The following is a 15984-nucleotide window of genomic DNA, read 5'->3' as shown; positions in this document are numbered from 1 at the left end:
GGCGGTACGTGTAATCGAGTCCTGGTAGGGTAGTGGACTATCCTCTTGGCTTGCGGAGCCAGGGACCGGAGTTCAAATCTCCGTCAGGACGTTCACTTTGCGGCTCTCTCACTTCGTTCGACAGCCGCCGCGTTCACGTCCTGACGTGCCCCACGCTCGCTTCGCTCGCGTGGGACTCCGTCAGGACGTTTCGGACTGGGGGCGTCTCGGACTGGGAACGCGTTCGGACACGTCGAGCGGGGGTGATCCCGTCGAGGCTCCCAACGACGAACTGTCGCTCGCTACGCTTTCCGGTCGTCGTCGGCGTCGATAGAACACGCCCGGAGCGGGATTTGAACCCCAGTCGTTCCGTTCGCTTCGCTCGCTCCACTCCTTGGTTCAAATCCCTCGGCGCTTCGCTGTCGCAGCACTCGCTCGTCGCTCCGCTCCTCGTTCGTTTTGCGGCAGCGAGAGACGCCCGGAGCGGGATTTGAACCCGCGTCACGACCGTGACAGGGTCGTATGATGGGCCACTACACCATCCGGGCAGACAGCGACGGGCCCCGAAAGAGGGGACGCCCGGAGCGGGATTTGAACCCGCGTCACGACCGTGACAGGGTCGTATGATGGGCCACTACACCATCCGGGCGCGTCGCAACCTGTCGTACCCGTGTCTGGCAAATAAGGCTTGCCATCGGCGGCGGCGGTGGTGAACGCTCACAGGGAGGGCGGTACGTTTTTGTGTGTCACTCCCGAGCGTGAGGACGTGGAACGCCCCGCGCGGAGAGCCGCGCGCGGCGGAGTTGACAAACCTTATGCGGCTGGAGTCGGTAACACGCTGTAGTATCTCGTGATAGCTTTTCCCCACCACCACCACCCATGGTAGACGTAAGCCAACACGAACTCGTTCCGGACCACGTCCTGATCGACGATCCCGAGGAGATCGAGGCGGTCCTGTCCGAGTACGACGTGAAGAAGACGAACCTACCCAAGATCAAACGCACCGACCCCGCGACCCCCGACGACGCCGAGGTCGGGGACGTGGTGAAGATCGTCCGAGACTCACGCACGACCGACCGAGCGGTCGTGTTCCGACTGGTCGTCTCATGAACAGGCAAGACCGACGCGTGGTGTCACGCGAGTACTTCTCCGACGAACGGCTCGCCGAACACCACTTCCGATCGTTCAACAACTTCCTGGGCCGCGGGATGCAGGAAGTGGTCGACGAGAAGGAGACGATCGAGACCGACATCGGCGACAAGGAGGGCCAAGAGCCCGTCTACGTCGAACTCGGCGACGTGCGGATGGTCACGCCCCGAGTCCGCGAGGCCGACGGCTCCGAGGAGCTTCTGTACCCCCAGGAGGCCCGCCTCCGGAACATCACCTACTCCGCGCCCGTGTTCATGGAGATGTCCATCGTGCGCGGCGGCGACGAGGAGCCCGAGACCGTCGTCGACAGCACGGAGACGAAGGTCGGCCGGATGCCGATCATGGTCGGCTCCGACAAGTGTAACATGGCCGACTTCTCCGACGAGGAGCTGATCGACATCGGCGAGGACCCCGTCGACCCCGGCGGCTACTTCATCGTCAACGGCTCCGAGCGCGTGCTGATGACGAGCGAGGACCTCGCACCGAACAAGATCCTCGCGGAGTACGACTCGAAGTACGGCGACGAGATCCAGGTCGCGAAGACGTTTTCCCAACGGCGCGGCTACCGCGCCCTCGTCCTGTGTGAGCGAAACCGCGAGGGGCTCCTCGAGGTGTCGTTCCCCTCGGTGTCCGGCTCGATCGACTTCGTCACGCTCGTCCGCGCGCTCGGACTCGAGTCCGACGAGGAGATCGTCCACCGCGTGAGCGACGACCCCGAGATCGTGAAGTTCATGCTGGAGAACTTGGAGGAGGCCTCGGTCCAGACCACCGAGGGGGCCATCGAGACCCTCGGCGAACGGGTCGCCTCGGGCCAGGGGAAGAACTACCAGCTCAAGCGGGCGAACTACGTCATCGACCGCTACCTCCTGCCGCACCTCCACGAGGAGGGCGTCGACGAGGAGGACGTCCGGATCAACAAGGCGTACTACCTCTGCCGGATGGCCGAGGCGTGCTTCGAGCTCGCCTTGGACCGCCGGGAGGCCGACGACAAGGACCACTACGCGAACAAGCGCCTGAAGGTCTCCGGCGACCTGATGCGCGACCTGTTCCGGACCGCCCTGAACAAGCTGGCGCGCGACGTGAAATACCAGCTCGAGCGGGCGAACATGCGGAACCGCCAGCTCACGGTGAACACGGTGGTCCGCTCCGACGTGCTGACCGAGCGGCTCGAACACCCGATCGCGACGGGCAACTGGGTGGGTGGTCGCTCCGGCGTCTCCCAGCTCGTCGACCGGACCGACTACATGGGCGTTCTCTCTCACCTGCGCCGCCTCCGGTCGCCGCTTTCCCGCTCGCAGCCGCACTTCGAGGCGCGGGACCTCCACGCGACCCAGTGGGGTCGCATCTGTCCCTCCGAGACGCCGGAGGGGCCGAACTGCGGGCTCGTGAAGAACTTCGCGCAGGCGATGGAGCTGTCACAGACCGTCGAGGACGAACAGGGGCTGAAACGAGAACTGGCGTCGATGGGTGTCGAGGGGATCCCCGGCATCGAGGGCGTCGAACGACAGACGGCGGACGACTAACATGGCACAAGCAGAACGCGAAGCGAAGGTGTACGTCAACGGGAGCCTCGTCGGGACCCATCCGGACCCGCACGAGCTCGCCGACCAGATCCGCGAAGCGCGCCGACGCGGCGACGTGAGCGAGATGGTGAACGTCTCGGTGAAAGAGCGGACCCGGGAAGTGATCGTCAACGCGGACGCGGGGCGGGCCCGTCGTCCGCTCATCGTCGTCGAGAACGGCGAGCCCCTCTTGGGTGACGAGGAGATCGCCGCCCTCGAGCGTGACGACGTCGACTTCGAGGACCTCGTCGACCGCGGCTACATCGAGTTCATCGACGCCGAGGAGGAGGAGGACATCCTCGTCGCGGTCGACGAGGAGGACGTGACCGACAAGCACACTCACCTCGAGATCGACCCGCAGCTCGTCTTCGGCATCGGCGCGGGGATGATCCCGTACCCCGAGCACAACGCCTCTCCGCGCATCACGATGGGCGCGGGGATGATGAAACAGTCGCTCGGGCTCCCCTCCGCCAACTACCGGATCCGGCCGGACACCCGCCAACACCTGCTACACTACCCGCAGCTGGCGATGGTGAAGACGCAGACGTCCGACCAGATCAGCTTCGACGAGCGGCCGGCCGCCCAGAACTTCGTGGTCGCCGTGATGAGCTACGAGGGGTTCAACATCGAGGACGCGCTGGTGATGAACCAGGGCTCCGTCGACCGCGCGCTCACGCGCTCACACTTCTTCCGGACCTACGAGGGCGAGGAGCGCCGGTACCCCGGCGGCCAGGAGGACCGCTTCGAGATACCGGACCAGGACGTCCGCGGCGCGCGCGGCGAGGACGCGTACACGCACCTCGACGAGGACGGCCTCGTCAACCCCGAGACGCGGGTCGACGAGTCCTCGGTACTGCTCGGCAAGACCAGCCCGCCGCGCTTCCTCGAGGAGCCGGACGACATGGGCGGGCTCTCCCCCCAGAAGCGCCGCGAGACGAGCGTGACGATGCGCTCGGGCGAGTCCGGCGTCGTCGACACGGTCACGCTGATGGAGGGCGAGGACGGTTCGAAGCTCTCCAAGGTGAAGGTGCGCGACCAGCGGGTGCCCGAACTCGGCGACAAGTTCGCGTCCCGACACGGCCAGAAGGGCGTCGTGGGCCACCTCGCGCCCCAGGAGGACATGCCCTTTACCGAGGAGGGGGTCGTCCCCGACCTCGTGATGAACCCGCACGCGCTGCCGTCGCGGATGACGGTCGGCCACGTGCTGGAGATGCTCGGCGGCAAGGTCGGCTCGCTGCGCGGCTCGCGCGTCGACGGCACGCCGTTCCAGGGCGAGGACGAGGAGGAGCTCCGGAGCGGGCTGGAGGAGCACGGGTTCAAGTCCTCCGGCAAGGAGGTCATGTACTCCGGCGTCACCGGCGAGAAGATCGACGCGGAGATCTTCGTCGGGACGATCTTCTACCACAAGCTGTACCACATGGTGTCGAACAAGCTCCACGCCCGCTCGCGCGGGCCGGTCCAGGTGCTCACGCGCCAGCCGACGGAGGGGCGCGCCCGCGAGGGCGGCCTGCGCGTCGGGGAGATGGAGCGCGACACGATCATCGGCCACGGCGCGTCGATGGTGCTCAACGAGCGACTGCTCGAGTCCTCGGACGCCGAGCAGGTGTACGTCTCCGCGGAGACGGGCCTCGTCGCCGTCGAGGACAGAGAGCAGCGCCGCGTGTACGACCCGGTCACGGGCGACGAGGACGACATCCACGAGCTGGAGGTCAGCTACGCGTTCAAGCTGCTGCTCGACGAGATGATCGCCCTCGGCATCCGACCGAAACTCGAACTGGAGGACGCGATTTAAATGTCAATGCAAACACCGAAGGTGCTCGGCGGGATCGACTTCGGCCTCATGGACCCGGAGACGTACCGGGACATGTCGGCCACGAAGGTGATCACCGCGGACACGTACGACGACGACGGCTACCCGATCGACATGGGGCTGATGGATCCGCGGCTCGGCGTCATCGACCCCGGACTGGAGTGTCGGACCTGCGGCTCCCACTCCGGGTCGTGTAACGGCCACTTCGGCCACATCGAGCTGGCCGCCCCCGTCATCCACGTCGGCTTCACGAAACTCATCCGTCGGCTGCTGCGGTCGACGTGTCGCGAGTGCGGGAAGCTGGCGCTCACGGAGGCGGAACGCGAGGAGTTCGGAGAGCGGCTGGAGCGCGCCGAGGAGCTCGGCGAGGACCCCCACGACGTGTTGAAGGCGGCCGTCCGGCAGGCCCGGAAGGCGTCGACGTGTCCCTACTGCGGCGAGCCGCAGGCGGACATCAAACACGAGAAGCCGACGACCTACTACGAGGTCCAGGACGTGCTCTCGGGCGACTACTCCGAGCACATCGCGGCCGCGATGCAGCCCGACGAGGAGGCGGACGACCCCGGCACCTCCCCGCAGGAGCTGGCCGAGAAGACGGACATCTCCCTCGAGCGGATAAACGAGATCATGGCGGGCGAGTTCCGTCCGCGCAAGGAGGACCGCCGCGCCATCGAGAAGGCACTCGACATCGACCTCACGGAGGAGGACATGAACAAGCTGATGCCCTCGGACGTCCGCGACTGGTTCGAGGACATCCCCGACGAGGACCTCGAGGTGCTCGGCATCGACGCCGAACACTCCCGACCGGAGTGGATGATCCTGACGGTGCTGCCGGTGCCGCCGGTCACCACCCGCCCCTCCATCACGCTGGACAACGGCCAGCGCTCCGAGGACGACCTCACCCACAAGCTCGTCGACATCATCCGCATCAACCAGCGGTTCATGGAGAACCGCGAGGCGGGTGCCCCCCAGCTGATCATCGAGGACCTCTGGGAGCTGTTACAGTACCACGTCACCACCTTCGTCGACAACGAGATCAGCGGGACGCCGCCGGCGCGACACCGCTCGGGTCGCCCCCTCAAGACCCTCTCACAGCGGCTGAAGGGGAAGGAGGGCCGATTCCGCGGGTCGCTCTCCGGCAAGCGCGTCAACTTCTCGGCGCGGACCGTCATCTCGCCGGACCCCACGCTCTCGTTGAACGAGGTGGGCGTCCCCGACCGCGTGGCCAAGGAGATGACCCAGACGCTCAACGTCACCGAGCGCAACGTCGACGACGCGCGCCAGTACGTCCGGAACGGCCCCGAGGCGCACCCGGGCGCGAACTACGTGCGCCGTCCCGACGGCCGCCGGCTGAAGGTGACCGAGAAGAACTGCGAGGAGCTGGCGGAGAAGGTCGAGGCCGGCTGGGAGGTGAACCGCCACCTCGTCGACGGGGACATCGTGATCTTCAACCGGCAGCCGTCGCTCCACCGGATGTCGATCATGGCCCACGAGGTGGTCGTGATGCCGTACAAGACGTTCCGGCTCAACACCGTCGTCTGTCCGCCGTATAACGCCGACTTCGACGGCGACGAGATGAACATGCACGCGCTCCAGAACGAGGAGGCACGCGCCGAGGCGCGCGTGCTCATGCGCGTCCAAGAGCAGATCCTCTCGCCCCGGTTCGGCGGGAACATCATCGGCGCGATCCAGGACCACATCTCCGGGACGTACCTGCTCACCCACGCCAACCCCGAGTTCACGGAGACGCAGGCGCTCGACCTGCTCCGGGCGACGCGGGTGGACGAGCTGCCCGAGGCCGACGGGGTCGACGACGACGGCCGGGAGTTCTGGACCGGCCGGACGCTCTTCTCGGAGCTTCTGCCCGACGACCTCACGCTCGAGTTCACCTCCTCGACCGGCGACGCCGTCGTCATCGAGGGCGGTCAGCTCGTCGAGGGGACGATAGACGAGGACGCCGTCGGGGCGTTCGGCGGCGAGGTCGTCGACACCCTCACCAAGCAGTACGGCGAGACGCGCGCTCGCGTCTTCATCAACGAGATCGCCTCGCTCGCGATGCGGGCGATCATGCACTTCGGCTTCTCGATCGGGATCGACGACGAGTCGATCCCGCCGGAGGCCGAAGAGCAGGTCGACGAGGCGATCGGCAGCGCGTACGACCGCGTCAACGAGCTGATCGAGACGTACCGGGCCGGCGAGCTGGAGTCGCTTCCCGGCCGGGGCGTCGACGAGACGCTGGAGATGAAGATCATGCAGACGCTCGGGAAGGCCCGCGACTCCGCCGGCGAGATCGCCGACCAGCACTTCGGCGACGACAACCCGGCGGTCGTGATGGCCCGCTCCGGCGCGCGGGGATCGATGCTCAACCTCACGCAGATGGCCGGCTCCGTCGGCCAGCAGGCGGTTCGCGGCGAGCGGATCAACCGCGGCTACGAGGACCGCACGCTCGCCCACTACGAGGCGGACGACCTCTCCGCGGAGGCGCACGGCTTCGTGGAGAACTCCTACCGCGGCGGGCTCACGCCCGAGGAGTTCTTCTTCCACGCGATGGGCGGCCGCGAGGGGCTCGTCGACACGGCGGTCCGGACCTCGAAGTCCGGCTACCTCCAGCGGCGGCTCATCAACGCGCTCTCCGAGCTGGAGGCGCAGTACGACGGCACCGTCCGGGACACCTCCGGGCGGATCGTCCAGTTCGAGTTCGGCGAGGACGGCACCTCGCCGATCAAGGTCTCCTCCGGCGAGGGCGACGGCATCGACGTCGACGGCATCGCCGACCGCGTCCTCGAGTCGGAGTTCGACTCCGACGACGAGAAGGAGCGGTTCCTCGGCGAGCGCGCGCCGCCGACGAACCTCTCGGAGCACGCCGGTCCGGGCCTGAACAAGGCGGACGAGCTGGGGGTGGAGTCGGATGACTGAGTACGAGCACGTCACCGACGACATGGAGGCCGTCGTGGAGGCGACGGAGCTCCCGAAGCGGCTGAAGACGAAGGTGTACGAGACGCTGGAGGCGAAGGCCGACGAGCACGGCGAGATCTCGATCGAGCAGGCGACGGACATCGTCACCGGCGTCGAGAACCGCTACATCGAGACCCGCGTGGACCCGCTCGAGCCCGTCGGGACCGTCTCCGCGCAGTCGATCGGGGAACCCGGCACGCAGATGACGATGAACACCTTCCACTACGCCGGCGTCGCGGAGATCGACGTCACGCAGGGGCTCCCGCGGCTCATCGAGCTGGTGGACGCCCGGAAGACGCCGGACACGCCGATGATGACGGTCCACCTCGAGGGCGAGTACGCGACCGACCGCGAGCGCGCCCACGAGGTCGTCTGGTCCATCGAGTCGACGCGGATCTTAGCGCTCGGGGACGTCTCCACGAACGTCGCCGACATGCTGGTCCGGATCGACCTCAACGACGACACCCTCCTCGAGCGGTGGCCGACCCACTCCGACCCCACCGAGGTCGCCGAGATCATCACGGAGACGATCGAGGACTCGCTCGGCGTCGACGCCCGGCAGGCGGGCACCGTGATCGAGTTCGGCCCCAACGAGCCGAGCTACCGCGAGCTGCTCCAGCTCGTCGAGCGGCTCCGCGACATCGTCTTCAAGGGGATCGAGGAGGTCGAGCGCGTCGTCATCCGCAAAGAGCAGCTCGAGGGCGGCGAGGAGTTCGTCCTCTACACCGAGGGGTCGGCCTTCGGCGACGTCCTCGAGATCGAGGGTGTCGACGCCTCGCGGACGACGTGTAACAACATCCACGAGATCTACCGGAACCTCGGGGTCGAGGCGGCCCGTGAGACGATCATCGACGAGACGAAGAACACGCTCGAAGAGCAGGGGCTCGACGACGTGAACGTCCGGCATCTCATGCTCGTCGCGGACATCATGACGAACAACGGCGAGATCGAGTCGATCGGCCGCCACGGGATCTCGGGCTCGAAGGACTCCGTGCTCGCGCGCGCGGCGTTCGAGGTGACGGTCAACCATCTGCTCGACGCGGCGGTTCACGGCGAGTACGACGAGCTCGACGGCGTCATCGAGAACGTCATCGCGGGCAAGCCGATCTCGATCGGGACCGGCGACGTCGACCTCCGCATGGGATCGCGCGTCGTGGGCGACGACTAATGCGCGTCGAGCTCTCCGACGAGGCGCGGCGCTACATCGGCCGGTTCGACGAGCTGACCGGCGTGGCGCCGAAGGACTGCCTCGTGGAGGGCGACCGGCTCGTCTTTCTCCTCCCGGCCGGCGAGATGGCCGCGGCGATCGGCCAGGCCGGCGAGACCGTCGAGGCGGCCGAGCGGGACCTCGGCAAGTCGATCGACCTCGTCGAGGACGCGGACACGGCGGAGGCGTTCGTCGCGAGCGCGCTCGCGCCGGCGGCGGTCAACGCGGTGACCGTCTCGGAGCAGAACGACCGGGTCGCGTACGTGGAGGTTCCCGAACCGGACCGCGGCGTCGCGATCGGCGCGGACGGCCGGAACATCGAGACCGCGCGGACGCTGGCGAAGCGTCACCACGACATCGACGACGTCCAACTGACCTGATCCGACCTGTATCGGAGCCGACCGTGGTCGCGGAGCGCTCCCGTCGGCTCCGGTCGCCCGTCACCTTCGGCGGGCTTTTTCCGATTCGCCGCCACGGGCGAGTATGAACGGACGGCACGTGAACAGACGACGGGTTCTCACGGCGGTCGGCACGGTCGCCGGCGTCGGCCTCGCGGGATGTCTCGGCGGGAGCGCCGACGGTCCCTTCCCGGACGCCGCCTGGCGCGAGGGCGACGGGCTCGACGTCGCGACGCTGGCCGAGAGCCACGTCGAGTCGGCCGTCGAGTCGGGCGGGGTGACGCTCCTCTCGACGGCGGAGACGACCTACGACGGCGAGGGAGATCCGAGCCCGTGGCTCCCCACACAGGAGTACGAGTCGAGCTACGACCTCGAGAACGGCCGGTGGTACGTGAGACAGGAACTGACCGGGACCGAGGTGCGGGAGGTGTTCGAGCGGTACGTCGCGGACGGCGAGGCGCTGATCCGCGAGCGGACCGGCGAGAACGTGCGGTACGGCCGGCAGGCGGTCGACCGGTCGGCCGACGACTTCGAGGCGGCGCTTCGCTCCGAGGCGCGCGTGGGGATCCGGGTACCGCAAGGGAGCGACGACTCGGGCGAGACGACGTACGCGGGACTCGGGAACTGGGACCCGAAGACGGACGGGGAAGGAGAGGTCGACGGGCGAGCGACCGCCCGGTTCGTCTCCGAGTCGTTCGACGGCGATCGGGACGTTCCGGCGACCGTCGAGACGGCGTCGGCGACCGCCCACGTGTTCGAGTCGGGGTTCGTCCCGCGCGTCGAACAGTCGTGGGAGGGGCCACACGACGACGGGACCGCGATCGTCGAGGTCGACATCGCGTACCGCGACCGGGGCGCGACGGTCCCGGTACCCGACTGGGTCGAGACGGCGCGCGAGGAGACGGCGGGATGAGAGGGGAGCGGCGGGCTGAGACGGAAGCGGCGGGATGAGGCGGGGAAGACGGAGCGAGGCGTGAACGACGGAGCGAGGCGGGGTCGACGATGTAGTCGATCGCCGGGGCAACGACGGGCTCTCAGGGAGGCTTATCGGTTCAGCGGTCGGGAGCGCCCGTCGTTCTCATCCGGATCGATCGGCGAAACGCACGCAGATCCGCCGAGAGGTACCGCTCGAGCGTTCTGCGCGCGTTTCTCCGGGCGGAAAGACGACGCTTAAGTAGCTCCGTCGGGAAGACAGCGTACGATGGCGAACGGCAAATATGCCGCCCGTAAGCTCAAACAGGACCGGCAGAAGCGCCGCTGGTCCGACTCCGAGTACGCTCGGCGAGAGCGCGGGCTCAAGAAGAAGTCCGACCCCCTCGAGGGCGCCCCGCAGGCCCGCGGGATCGTCTTAGAGAAGGTCGGGATCGAGGCGAAGCAACCGAACTCGGCGATCCGGAAGTGCGTCCGGGTTCAGCTCATCAAGAACGGGAAGCAGGTCACGGCCTTCTGTCCCGGCGACGGCGCGATCTCCTTCATCGACGAGCACGACGAGGTCACGATCGCCGGCATCGGCGGCGCGAAGGGTCGCGCGATGGGCGACCTCTCCGGCGTCAACTACAAGGTCGAGAAGGTCAACGGCGTGTCGATGATCGAACTGGTTCGCGGCAACGCGGAGAAACCCGTCCGATGAGCGGGGAGGAAGTCGAGGCGGACGACGCGGACGTCGCCGCCGACGAGCCCGAACCGGACGCGCCCGCCGCCAGCGAGGCCGCCAACGAGAACGCGGAGCTGTTCGGCGTCTGGGACGTCACCGAGATCGCCTACGAGGACCCCTCGACGAAGCGGTACATGACGGTGACGCCGATCGCCCACACGATGGGGCGACACGCGTCCAAGCAGTTCCAGAAGAGCGAGATCTCGCTCGTCGAGCGGCTGATCAACCGGCTGATGCAGACCGACGAGAACACGGGCAAGAAACAGCAGACCACCCGGATCGTCCGTGACGCGTTCGACGTGATTCACGAGCGCACCGAGGAGAACCCGGTCCAGATCCTCGTGCGCGCCGTCGAGAACGCCGCGCCCCGCGAGGAGACGGTCCGCCTGAAGTACGGCGGGATCTCCGTCCCGAAGGCCGTCGACGTCGCGCCCCAGCGCCGCGTCGACCAGGCGCTGTTGTTCATCTCCGACGGCGTCGCGAACGCGACGTACAAATCCAGCACCTCGGCCGCCGAGGCGCTCGCGAACGAGCTGATCGCGGCCGCCGACTACGACGCCAACGCCTCCTACTCCATCTCACAGAAGGAGGAGCGCGAGCGCGTCGCCGCTGCGGCCCGCTGACGCGGGCGACCGAGCGACGGGCGGTTTTTCGTTCCATTTCTCGAGTTCTCGAAACCGTGAGCGGCCGCGCCGTGGAGACGTACTCCCGTCGACGATCACGGAGAGCGGTCGCTCGGGGGAACGGACGAAAGAGAGGAGAGAAACGGAGAACCCGGAGCGCGGCTCCGCGTTCAGTCGTCGGCGGGAGCGGCGTCGGAGCCGCCGTCGTGCTGCTGTTTGACCCACGAGAGCTTGCCGCCGGCCGCGAGGATGTCGCGCTCGCGCTCGGAGGCGTCGAGCTCGGCGGTGAACTCCCAGTCGCCGTTGACGCGTGCGGTGAACTCCGTCTGGCCGGAGTCGACGCCCGCGGGCACGTCGTCGACGATCTCGATGTCGTCGCCCTGGTCGATCTTCTCGTACGTCTCCGCGTCGATGGCGAGCGGGACGATCCCGAAGTTGAACAGGTTCGCCTTGTGGATCCGCGCGAAGCTCTGCGCGAAGACGGCCTCGATGCCGAGGTACATCGGACAGAGGGCGGCGTGTTCGCGCGAGGAGCCCTGTCCGTAGTTCTCGCCGGCGACGAGGACGCCGCCGTCGGCGTCGAGCGCGCGCTGCGCGAACGTGTCGTCGACGCGCGAGAGCGTGAACTCCGAGAGCTTCTCGATGTTCGAGCGGAACTTCAGGATGTCCGCCGTCGCCGGGATGATGTGGTCGGTGGTGATGTTATCCTCCATCTTGAGGAGGGCCTCGCCGCCGTCCACGTCGATCCCGTCCTTGATCGGCACGTCGCCGATGTTCGGCCCCTTGACGAGGCCGTCGTCGATGGCCTCGTCGGGCGAGATGATGTCGGAGTCGTCTCTCCCCATCCCGGGACCGTACTTCGTCCCCATCTCGAGGCCGGGGGCCTCGAGGTCGCCGAGCTCGTCGGCCAGGTCGCGCGGGTCGACGATCTCGCCGGTGATCGCCGCCGCGGTGGCGACCTCGGGCGAACAGAGGAAGACGGAGTCGTCCTCGATGCCGGAGCGGCCCTCGAAGTTACGGTTGAAGGTGCGCAGCGAGACGGAGTCGGAGGCGGGCACGTGGCCGATGCCGATACAGGCACCGCACGTCGCCTCGGAGAAGTTGACGCCGGCCGCCATCATCTCCGCGGTCCACCCCTCGCGGGCCAGCATCTCGGAGGCCTGCTTGGAGCCGGGCGCGACGATCATCTCGGTCCCCCTGTCGACCTCGCGGCCCTCGAGCATCTTCGCGCTCGGGAGGATGTCCTCGTAGGCGCCGTTCGTACAGGAGCCGATGATGACCTGCTCGACGTCGGTGCCCTCGTACTCGCTCACGGGGGCGACGTTGTCGGGCATCGACGGCGCGGCCACGAGCGGCTCGAGCTCGTCGAGGTCGACCTCGATCGTCTCGGCGTACTCGGCGTCCTCGTCGGGTTCGAGCTCGACGAACTCCTCCTCGCGGTCCTGGCGCGCGAGCCAGTCTCTCGTCTTCTCGTCGGTGCCGAAGATCGAGGAGGTGGCGCCCAGTTCGGTGCCGAGGTTCGTGATCGTCGTCCGCTCGGGGATGGTGAGCTTCTCCGCGCCGGGGCCGGTGTACTCGAAGATCTTGCCGACGCCGCCCTTGACGGTCAGCTCGCCGAGCAGGTGGAGCGCGACGTCCTTCGCGGTCGCCCACTCGGGGAGTTCGCCCTCGAGGTGGACGTTGACGACCTCGGGCATCTCGACGTAGTAGGGGCCGCCGCCCATCGCGACGGCGATGTCGAGCCCGCCCGCGCCGATCGCGAGCTGGCCCAGCCCGCCGGGCGTCGGGGTGTGCGAGTCGGAGCCGAGCAGCGTCTTGCCGGGCGCGGCGAAGTTCTCCTTGTGGACCTGGTGGCAGATGCCGTTGCCGGGCCGGGAGAAGTACGCGCCGTAGGTGCCGGCGGCCGAGCGGAGGAAGCGGTGGTCGTCGGTGTTCTTGAAGTCGAACTGGTACGTCTGGTGGTCACAGTACTGCGCGGCGAGTTCGGTCTGGACCTCGTCGAGCTCGAGCGCCTCGAACTGGAGCCAGACCATCGTCCCCGTGGTGTCCTGTGTGAGCACTTGGTCGATGTCGATGCCGATCTCCTCTCCGGGAGTCAGCTCGCCCTCGACGAGGTGATCGTCGAGGATCTTCTCCGTAATCGTCTTTCCCATATCGGTCGAAGATGGCCGTCCCGTGAATATAAAACCCGCGAGTGTTCCGCCGGATCGTCCGTGTGGAACCGCCGGATCCAGCAAGAATTGGGCGAACGCGGCCGTGATGACACACCGAACGGGAGGCGGTCGGCGGGGTCTCTCGACGTTCGCGACGCGCGGACGACACGGTTTTGCCCCCGCCGCGGCTCCGGAGTGACATGTTCGAATCGGGGGAGTTCGTCGCGGCCGCCCTGGAGGCCGCGGGCGCGACGCTCGAGCCGGAACAGCGACAGCCGAACGGGGTCGACCTCACGGCGGGGGCCGTCTTCCGACAGGCCGAAGCGGGCCGGATCGGTCGAGACGGGAAACGCGTCGGCGACCGGGAGGAGGTCGCGGTCGCCGACGGCGCGTATCGACTCGAGCGCGGTACCTACGTCGTCCGGTACGGCGAGCCGGTCCGGATCCCGGAGGGGCACGTCGGGTTCGTGCTCCCGCGGTCGACGCTGCTCCGCAACTCGTGTACGCTCGATACGGCCGTCTGGGACGCCGGCTACGAGGGCGTCGGCGAGGGGCGGCTCGACGTCGGCCACCCGCTCGAGGTCGAACCCGGCGCGCGGATCGCCCAGCTGGTGCTCGCGCGCGCGGACCACGACGGGACGTACGACGGCGACTACCAGTCCGAGGGGCTCTAAACGACGGTTACGCGGCTGTAGCTCGCGGTTCGAAAGGAACGAACGACCCCGCGTGCCGACAAAAGGTGGCACGCGGGGTCGTTCAGTAGGTCCCCGCTGACGCTTCGGCCCTCCAAGCGAAGCGTCATCTGGTGTCTGACGCGTGAACCACTTAACGGTGCCGGGGGCGGCAGATACGACGTGTTAACGATAGCTGTTTACTTAATAACCATGAGGAACCTGGCGATCCGGACGCCAACGCGGGTCGGAACATCGACCGGCGGCGCGGGCCGACACGTCGACCGGCGGCGCGGGCCGACACGTCGACCGGCGGCGCGGGTCGAAACGTCGATCGGGGCGACGATAGGGGTCGCTGACGCCGATCCGCCGACGGTCCCCTCACTCGGACGAGCGTGCGGGGTGGTCCGCGCGGAGTCGAGGCCCCGGCTCGCCGTGGAGTCGCTCGCGGAGGGTGTCGCCCGGCGAGTCGGCATCCGCGGGAGAGAGGAGCCCGCGCTCGCGCAGTTCGGGGACGACGAGGTCGACGAAGTCGACGAGCGAGTCGGGCCGGACCACCTCCTTCACGTTGAAGCCGTCGACGCCGACCTCCTCGTGCCAGTACGCCAGCTCGTCGGCCACGTCCTCGGCCGTGCCCACGATCGTCGGCGACGTGGTCCCGAGCCCGCAGAACTCCGCGACCTCCCGGACCGTCCACTCGCGGTCGGGCTGTGAGCGGGTGAACGCGTTCATCGTCCCCTGGATCGCGTCGGTCTCGATGTGTTCGACCTTCCGGTCGGGATCGAGATCGGACAGGTCCATGTCGAGGAAGCCCGAGAGGAGCGCGAGCGTCGCCTCGACGTCGACGTGGTCGCGGTACCGCTCGTGTTTCTGCTCGGCGGCCGCCTCGGTCTCGCCGACGATCGGGACGACGCCGATGAAGAACTGGAGGCTCTCGGGGTCGCGCCCGTGTTCGGCCGCGCGCGCCTTCACGTCCTCCATGTACTCGCGGACGCCCTCCTCGGTCGGCTGGCTCGCGAACACCGCCTCCGCGTTGGCGGCCGCGAACTCCCGGCCGCGGTCCGACGAGCCGGCCTGGTAGACGACCGGCGTCCGCTGCGGCGAGGGCTCACAGCCGTGCGGGCCGGGCACGGAGAAGTGCTCGCCCTCGTGGTCGATCGTGTGGACCTTCTCGGGGTCCGTGTACCGCCCGGCGTCGCGGTCGCGCTCGACGGCGTCGTCGGCCCACGACTCCTCCCACAGCGCGTAACAGACGTCGAGGAACTCGTCGGCGCGGTCGTACCGCTCGCCCTTCTCCATCCGTTCCTCGAGCCCGAGGTTCTCGGCGGCCGACTCCAGATAGGAGGTGACGACGTTGATCGCGATCCGGCCGTCGGTGAGGTGGTCGAGCGTCGAGAACTCGCGGGCGAGCTGGTAGGGATGGGTGTAGGTCGTCGAGCGCGTGACGGCGAAGCCCAGCTCGTCGGTGACGGCGGCCATCGCGGGGACGACGAGCTGCGGGTCGCTCGCCGGCGTCTGGACCGCGCGCTCGACCGCGGTCTCGCGGTCGCCGCCGTACACGTCGTAGATCCCGCGGACGTCGGCGAAGAACACCGCGTCGAAGCCGCCGCGCTCGGCGGTGCGGGCGACCTCGGTCCAGTACTCCGTGTCGGTGTACTCGGGCGAGCGGTCGCCGGGATACGTCCACGACCCCGGCGAGACGTGCTCGACGGAGGCCATCGTGAAGAGGTTGAGGTGTAGGTGGTCGCTCACGGTTCCCGTTGGGACGCCACCGGTAATACCCCCGAGGAAGGGGTGTATCTTGACGATTTCGCGGACGCGGG

The 15984-nt window shown here is 68.0% G+C and carries 12 protein-coding genes and 3 tRNA genes; 11 read left to right on the top strand and 4 right to left on the bottom strand.

The genetic code is table 11. The annotated features are described in order from the left end of the window. Positions 1-18: 18 nt before the first annotated feature. Positions 19-91 (top strand) — tRNA-Arg (locus AXA68_RS02515). Positions 92-454: 363 nt separating this feature from the next. On the opposite strand, the gene AXA68_RS02510 is transcribed toward AXA68_RS02515, so the two are convergent. Next, a tRNA-Asp gene (locus tag AXA68_RS02510) sits at positions 455-527 on the bottom strand. Positions 528-555: 28 nt separating this feature from the next. Then, positions 556-628: transfer RNA gene (locus tag AXA68_RS02505), tRNA-Asp, on the bottom strand. Between the two features lie 230 nt (positions 629-858). Between AXA68_RS02505 and AXA68_RS02500 the strand changes: the two genes are divergently transcribed. From AXA68_RS02500 to AXA68_RS02460, 9 genes are all read left to right on the top strand, one after another. Continuing rightward, complete coding sequence (locus tag AXA68_RS02500; RefSeq protein WP_066412362.1) at positions 859-1089, top strand: DNA-directed RNA polymerase subunit H; 231 nt, start codon at positions 859-861, stop codon at positions 1087-1089. Further along, on the top strand, positions 1086-2651 hold the full coding sequence (locus AXA68_RS02495) for a DNA-directed RNA polymerase subunit B'' (protein WP_066412360.1): 1566 nt from the start codon (positions 1086-1088) through the stop codon (positions 2649-2651). Before AXA68_RS02500 ends, AXA68_RS02495 begins: the two co-directional genes overlap by 4 nt. Before the next feature lies 1 nt (position 2652). Continuing rightward, positions 2653-4482, top strand: coding sequence for a DNA-directed RNA polymerase subunit B (rpoB, locus tag AXA68_RS02490; protein WP_066412358.1), 1830 nt, complete (start codon positions 2653-2655; stop codon positions 4480-4482). Between the two features lie 6 nt (positions 4483-4488). Beyond that, complete coding sequence (locus AXA68_RS02485) at positions 4489-7416, top strand: DNA-directed RNA polymerase subunit A' (RefSeq protein WP_066412355.1); 2928 nt, start codon at positions 4489-4491, stop codon at positions 7414-7416. Beyond that, the gene (gene rpoA2, locus AXA68_RS02480; RefSeq protein ID WP_066412353.1) at positions 7409-8623 is read left to right on the top strand and encodes a DNA-directed RNA polymerase subunit A''; all 1215 of its coding nucleotides are present in this window, start codon (positions 7409-7411) and stop codon (positions 8621-8623) included. The genes AXA68_RS02485 and rpoA2 overlap by 8 nt, the downstream gene beginning before the upstream one ends. Then, positions 8623-9042, top strand: a complete 420-nt coding sequence (locus AXA68_RS02475) for a NusA-like transcription termination signal-binding factor (protein WP_066412351.1) — start codon at positions 8623-8625, stop codon at positions 9040-9042. Before rpoA2 ends, AXA68_RS02475 begins: the two co-directional genes overlap by 1 nt. Positions 9043-9160: 118 nt before the next feature. Beyond that, on the top strand, positions 9161-9973 hold the full coding sequence (locus AXA68_RS02470) for a DUF7537 family lipoprotein (RefSeq protein ID WP_066418320.1): 813 nt from the start codon (positions 9161-9163) through the stop codon (positions 9971-9973). Between the two features lie 288 nt (positions 9974-10261). Next, complete coding sequence (locus AXA68_RS02465; protein WP_004048726.1) at positions 10262-10690, top strand: 30S ribosomal protein S12; 429 nt, start codon at positions 10262-10264, stop codon at positions 10688-10690. Beyond that, positions 10687-11337 (top strand): 30S ribosomal protein S7, encoded by a 651-nt coding sequence (locus AXA68_RS02460; protein WP_066412350.1) that lies wholly within the window; start codon positions 10687-10689, stop codon positions 11335-11337. The genes AXA68_RS02465 and AXA68_RS02460 overlap by 4 nt, the downstream gene beginning before the upstream one ends. Positions 11338-11507: 170 nt before the next feature. On the opposite strand, the gene AXA68_RS02455 is transcribed toward AXA68_RS02460, so the two are convergent. Then, a complete protein-coding gene (locus AXA68_RS02455) occupies positions 11508-13490 on the bottom strand; it encodes an aconitate hydratase (RefSeq protein WP_066412347.1) in 1983 nt (660 codons plus the stop codon). Positions 13491-13690: 200 nt separating this feature from the next. Here AXA68_RS02455 and AXA68_RS02450 point away from each other — a divergent pair, with 200 nt between their 5' ends. Further along, positions 13691-14164 (top strand): deoxyuridine 5'-triphosphate nucleotidohydrolase, encoded by a 474-nt coding sequence (locus tag AXA68_RS02450; protein ID WP_066412345.1) that lies wholly within the window; start codon positions 13691-13693, stop codon positions 14162-14164. Between the two features lie 378 nt (positions 14165-14542). Here the strand turns inward: AXA68_RS02450 and AXA68_RS02445 are convergent, their stop codons facing one another. Beyond that, positions 14543-15913: an LLM class flavin-dependent oxidoreductase gene (locus AXA68_RS02445; RefSeq protein WP_066412343.1), complete on the bottom strand. Its 1371-nt coding sequence runs from the start codon at positions 15911-15913 to the stop codon at positions 14543-14545. Positions 15914-15984 lie beyond the last annotated feature (71 nt).

The sequence above is a fragment of the Halorubrum aethiopicum genome (assembly GCF_001542905.1).
Lineage (GTDB): Archaea > Halobacteriota > Halobacteria > Halobacteriales > Haloferacaceae > Halorubrum > Halorubrum aethiopicum.
This window is presented reverse-complemented; position numbering and strand designations above follow the sequence as displayed.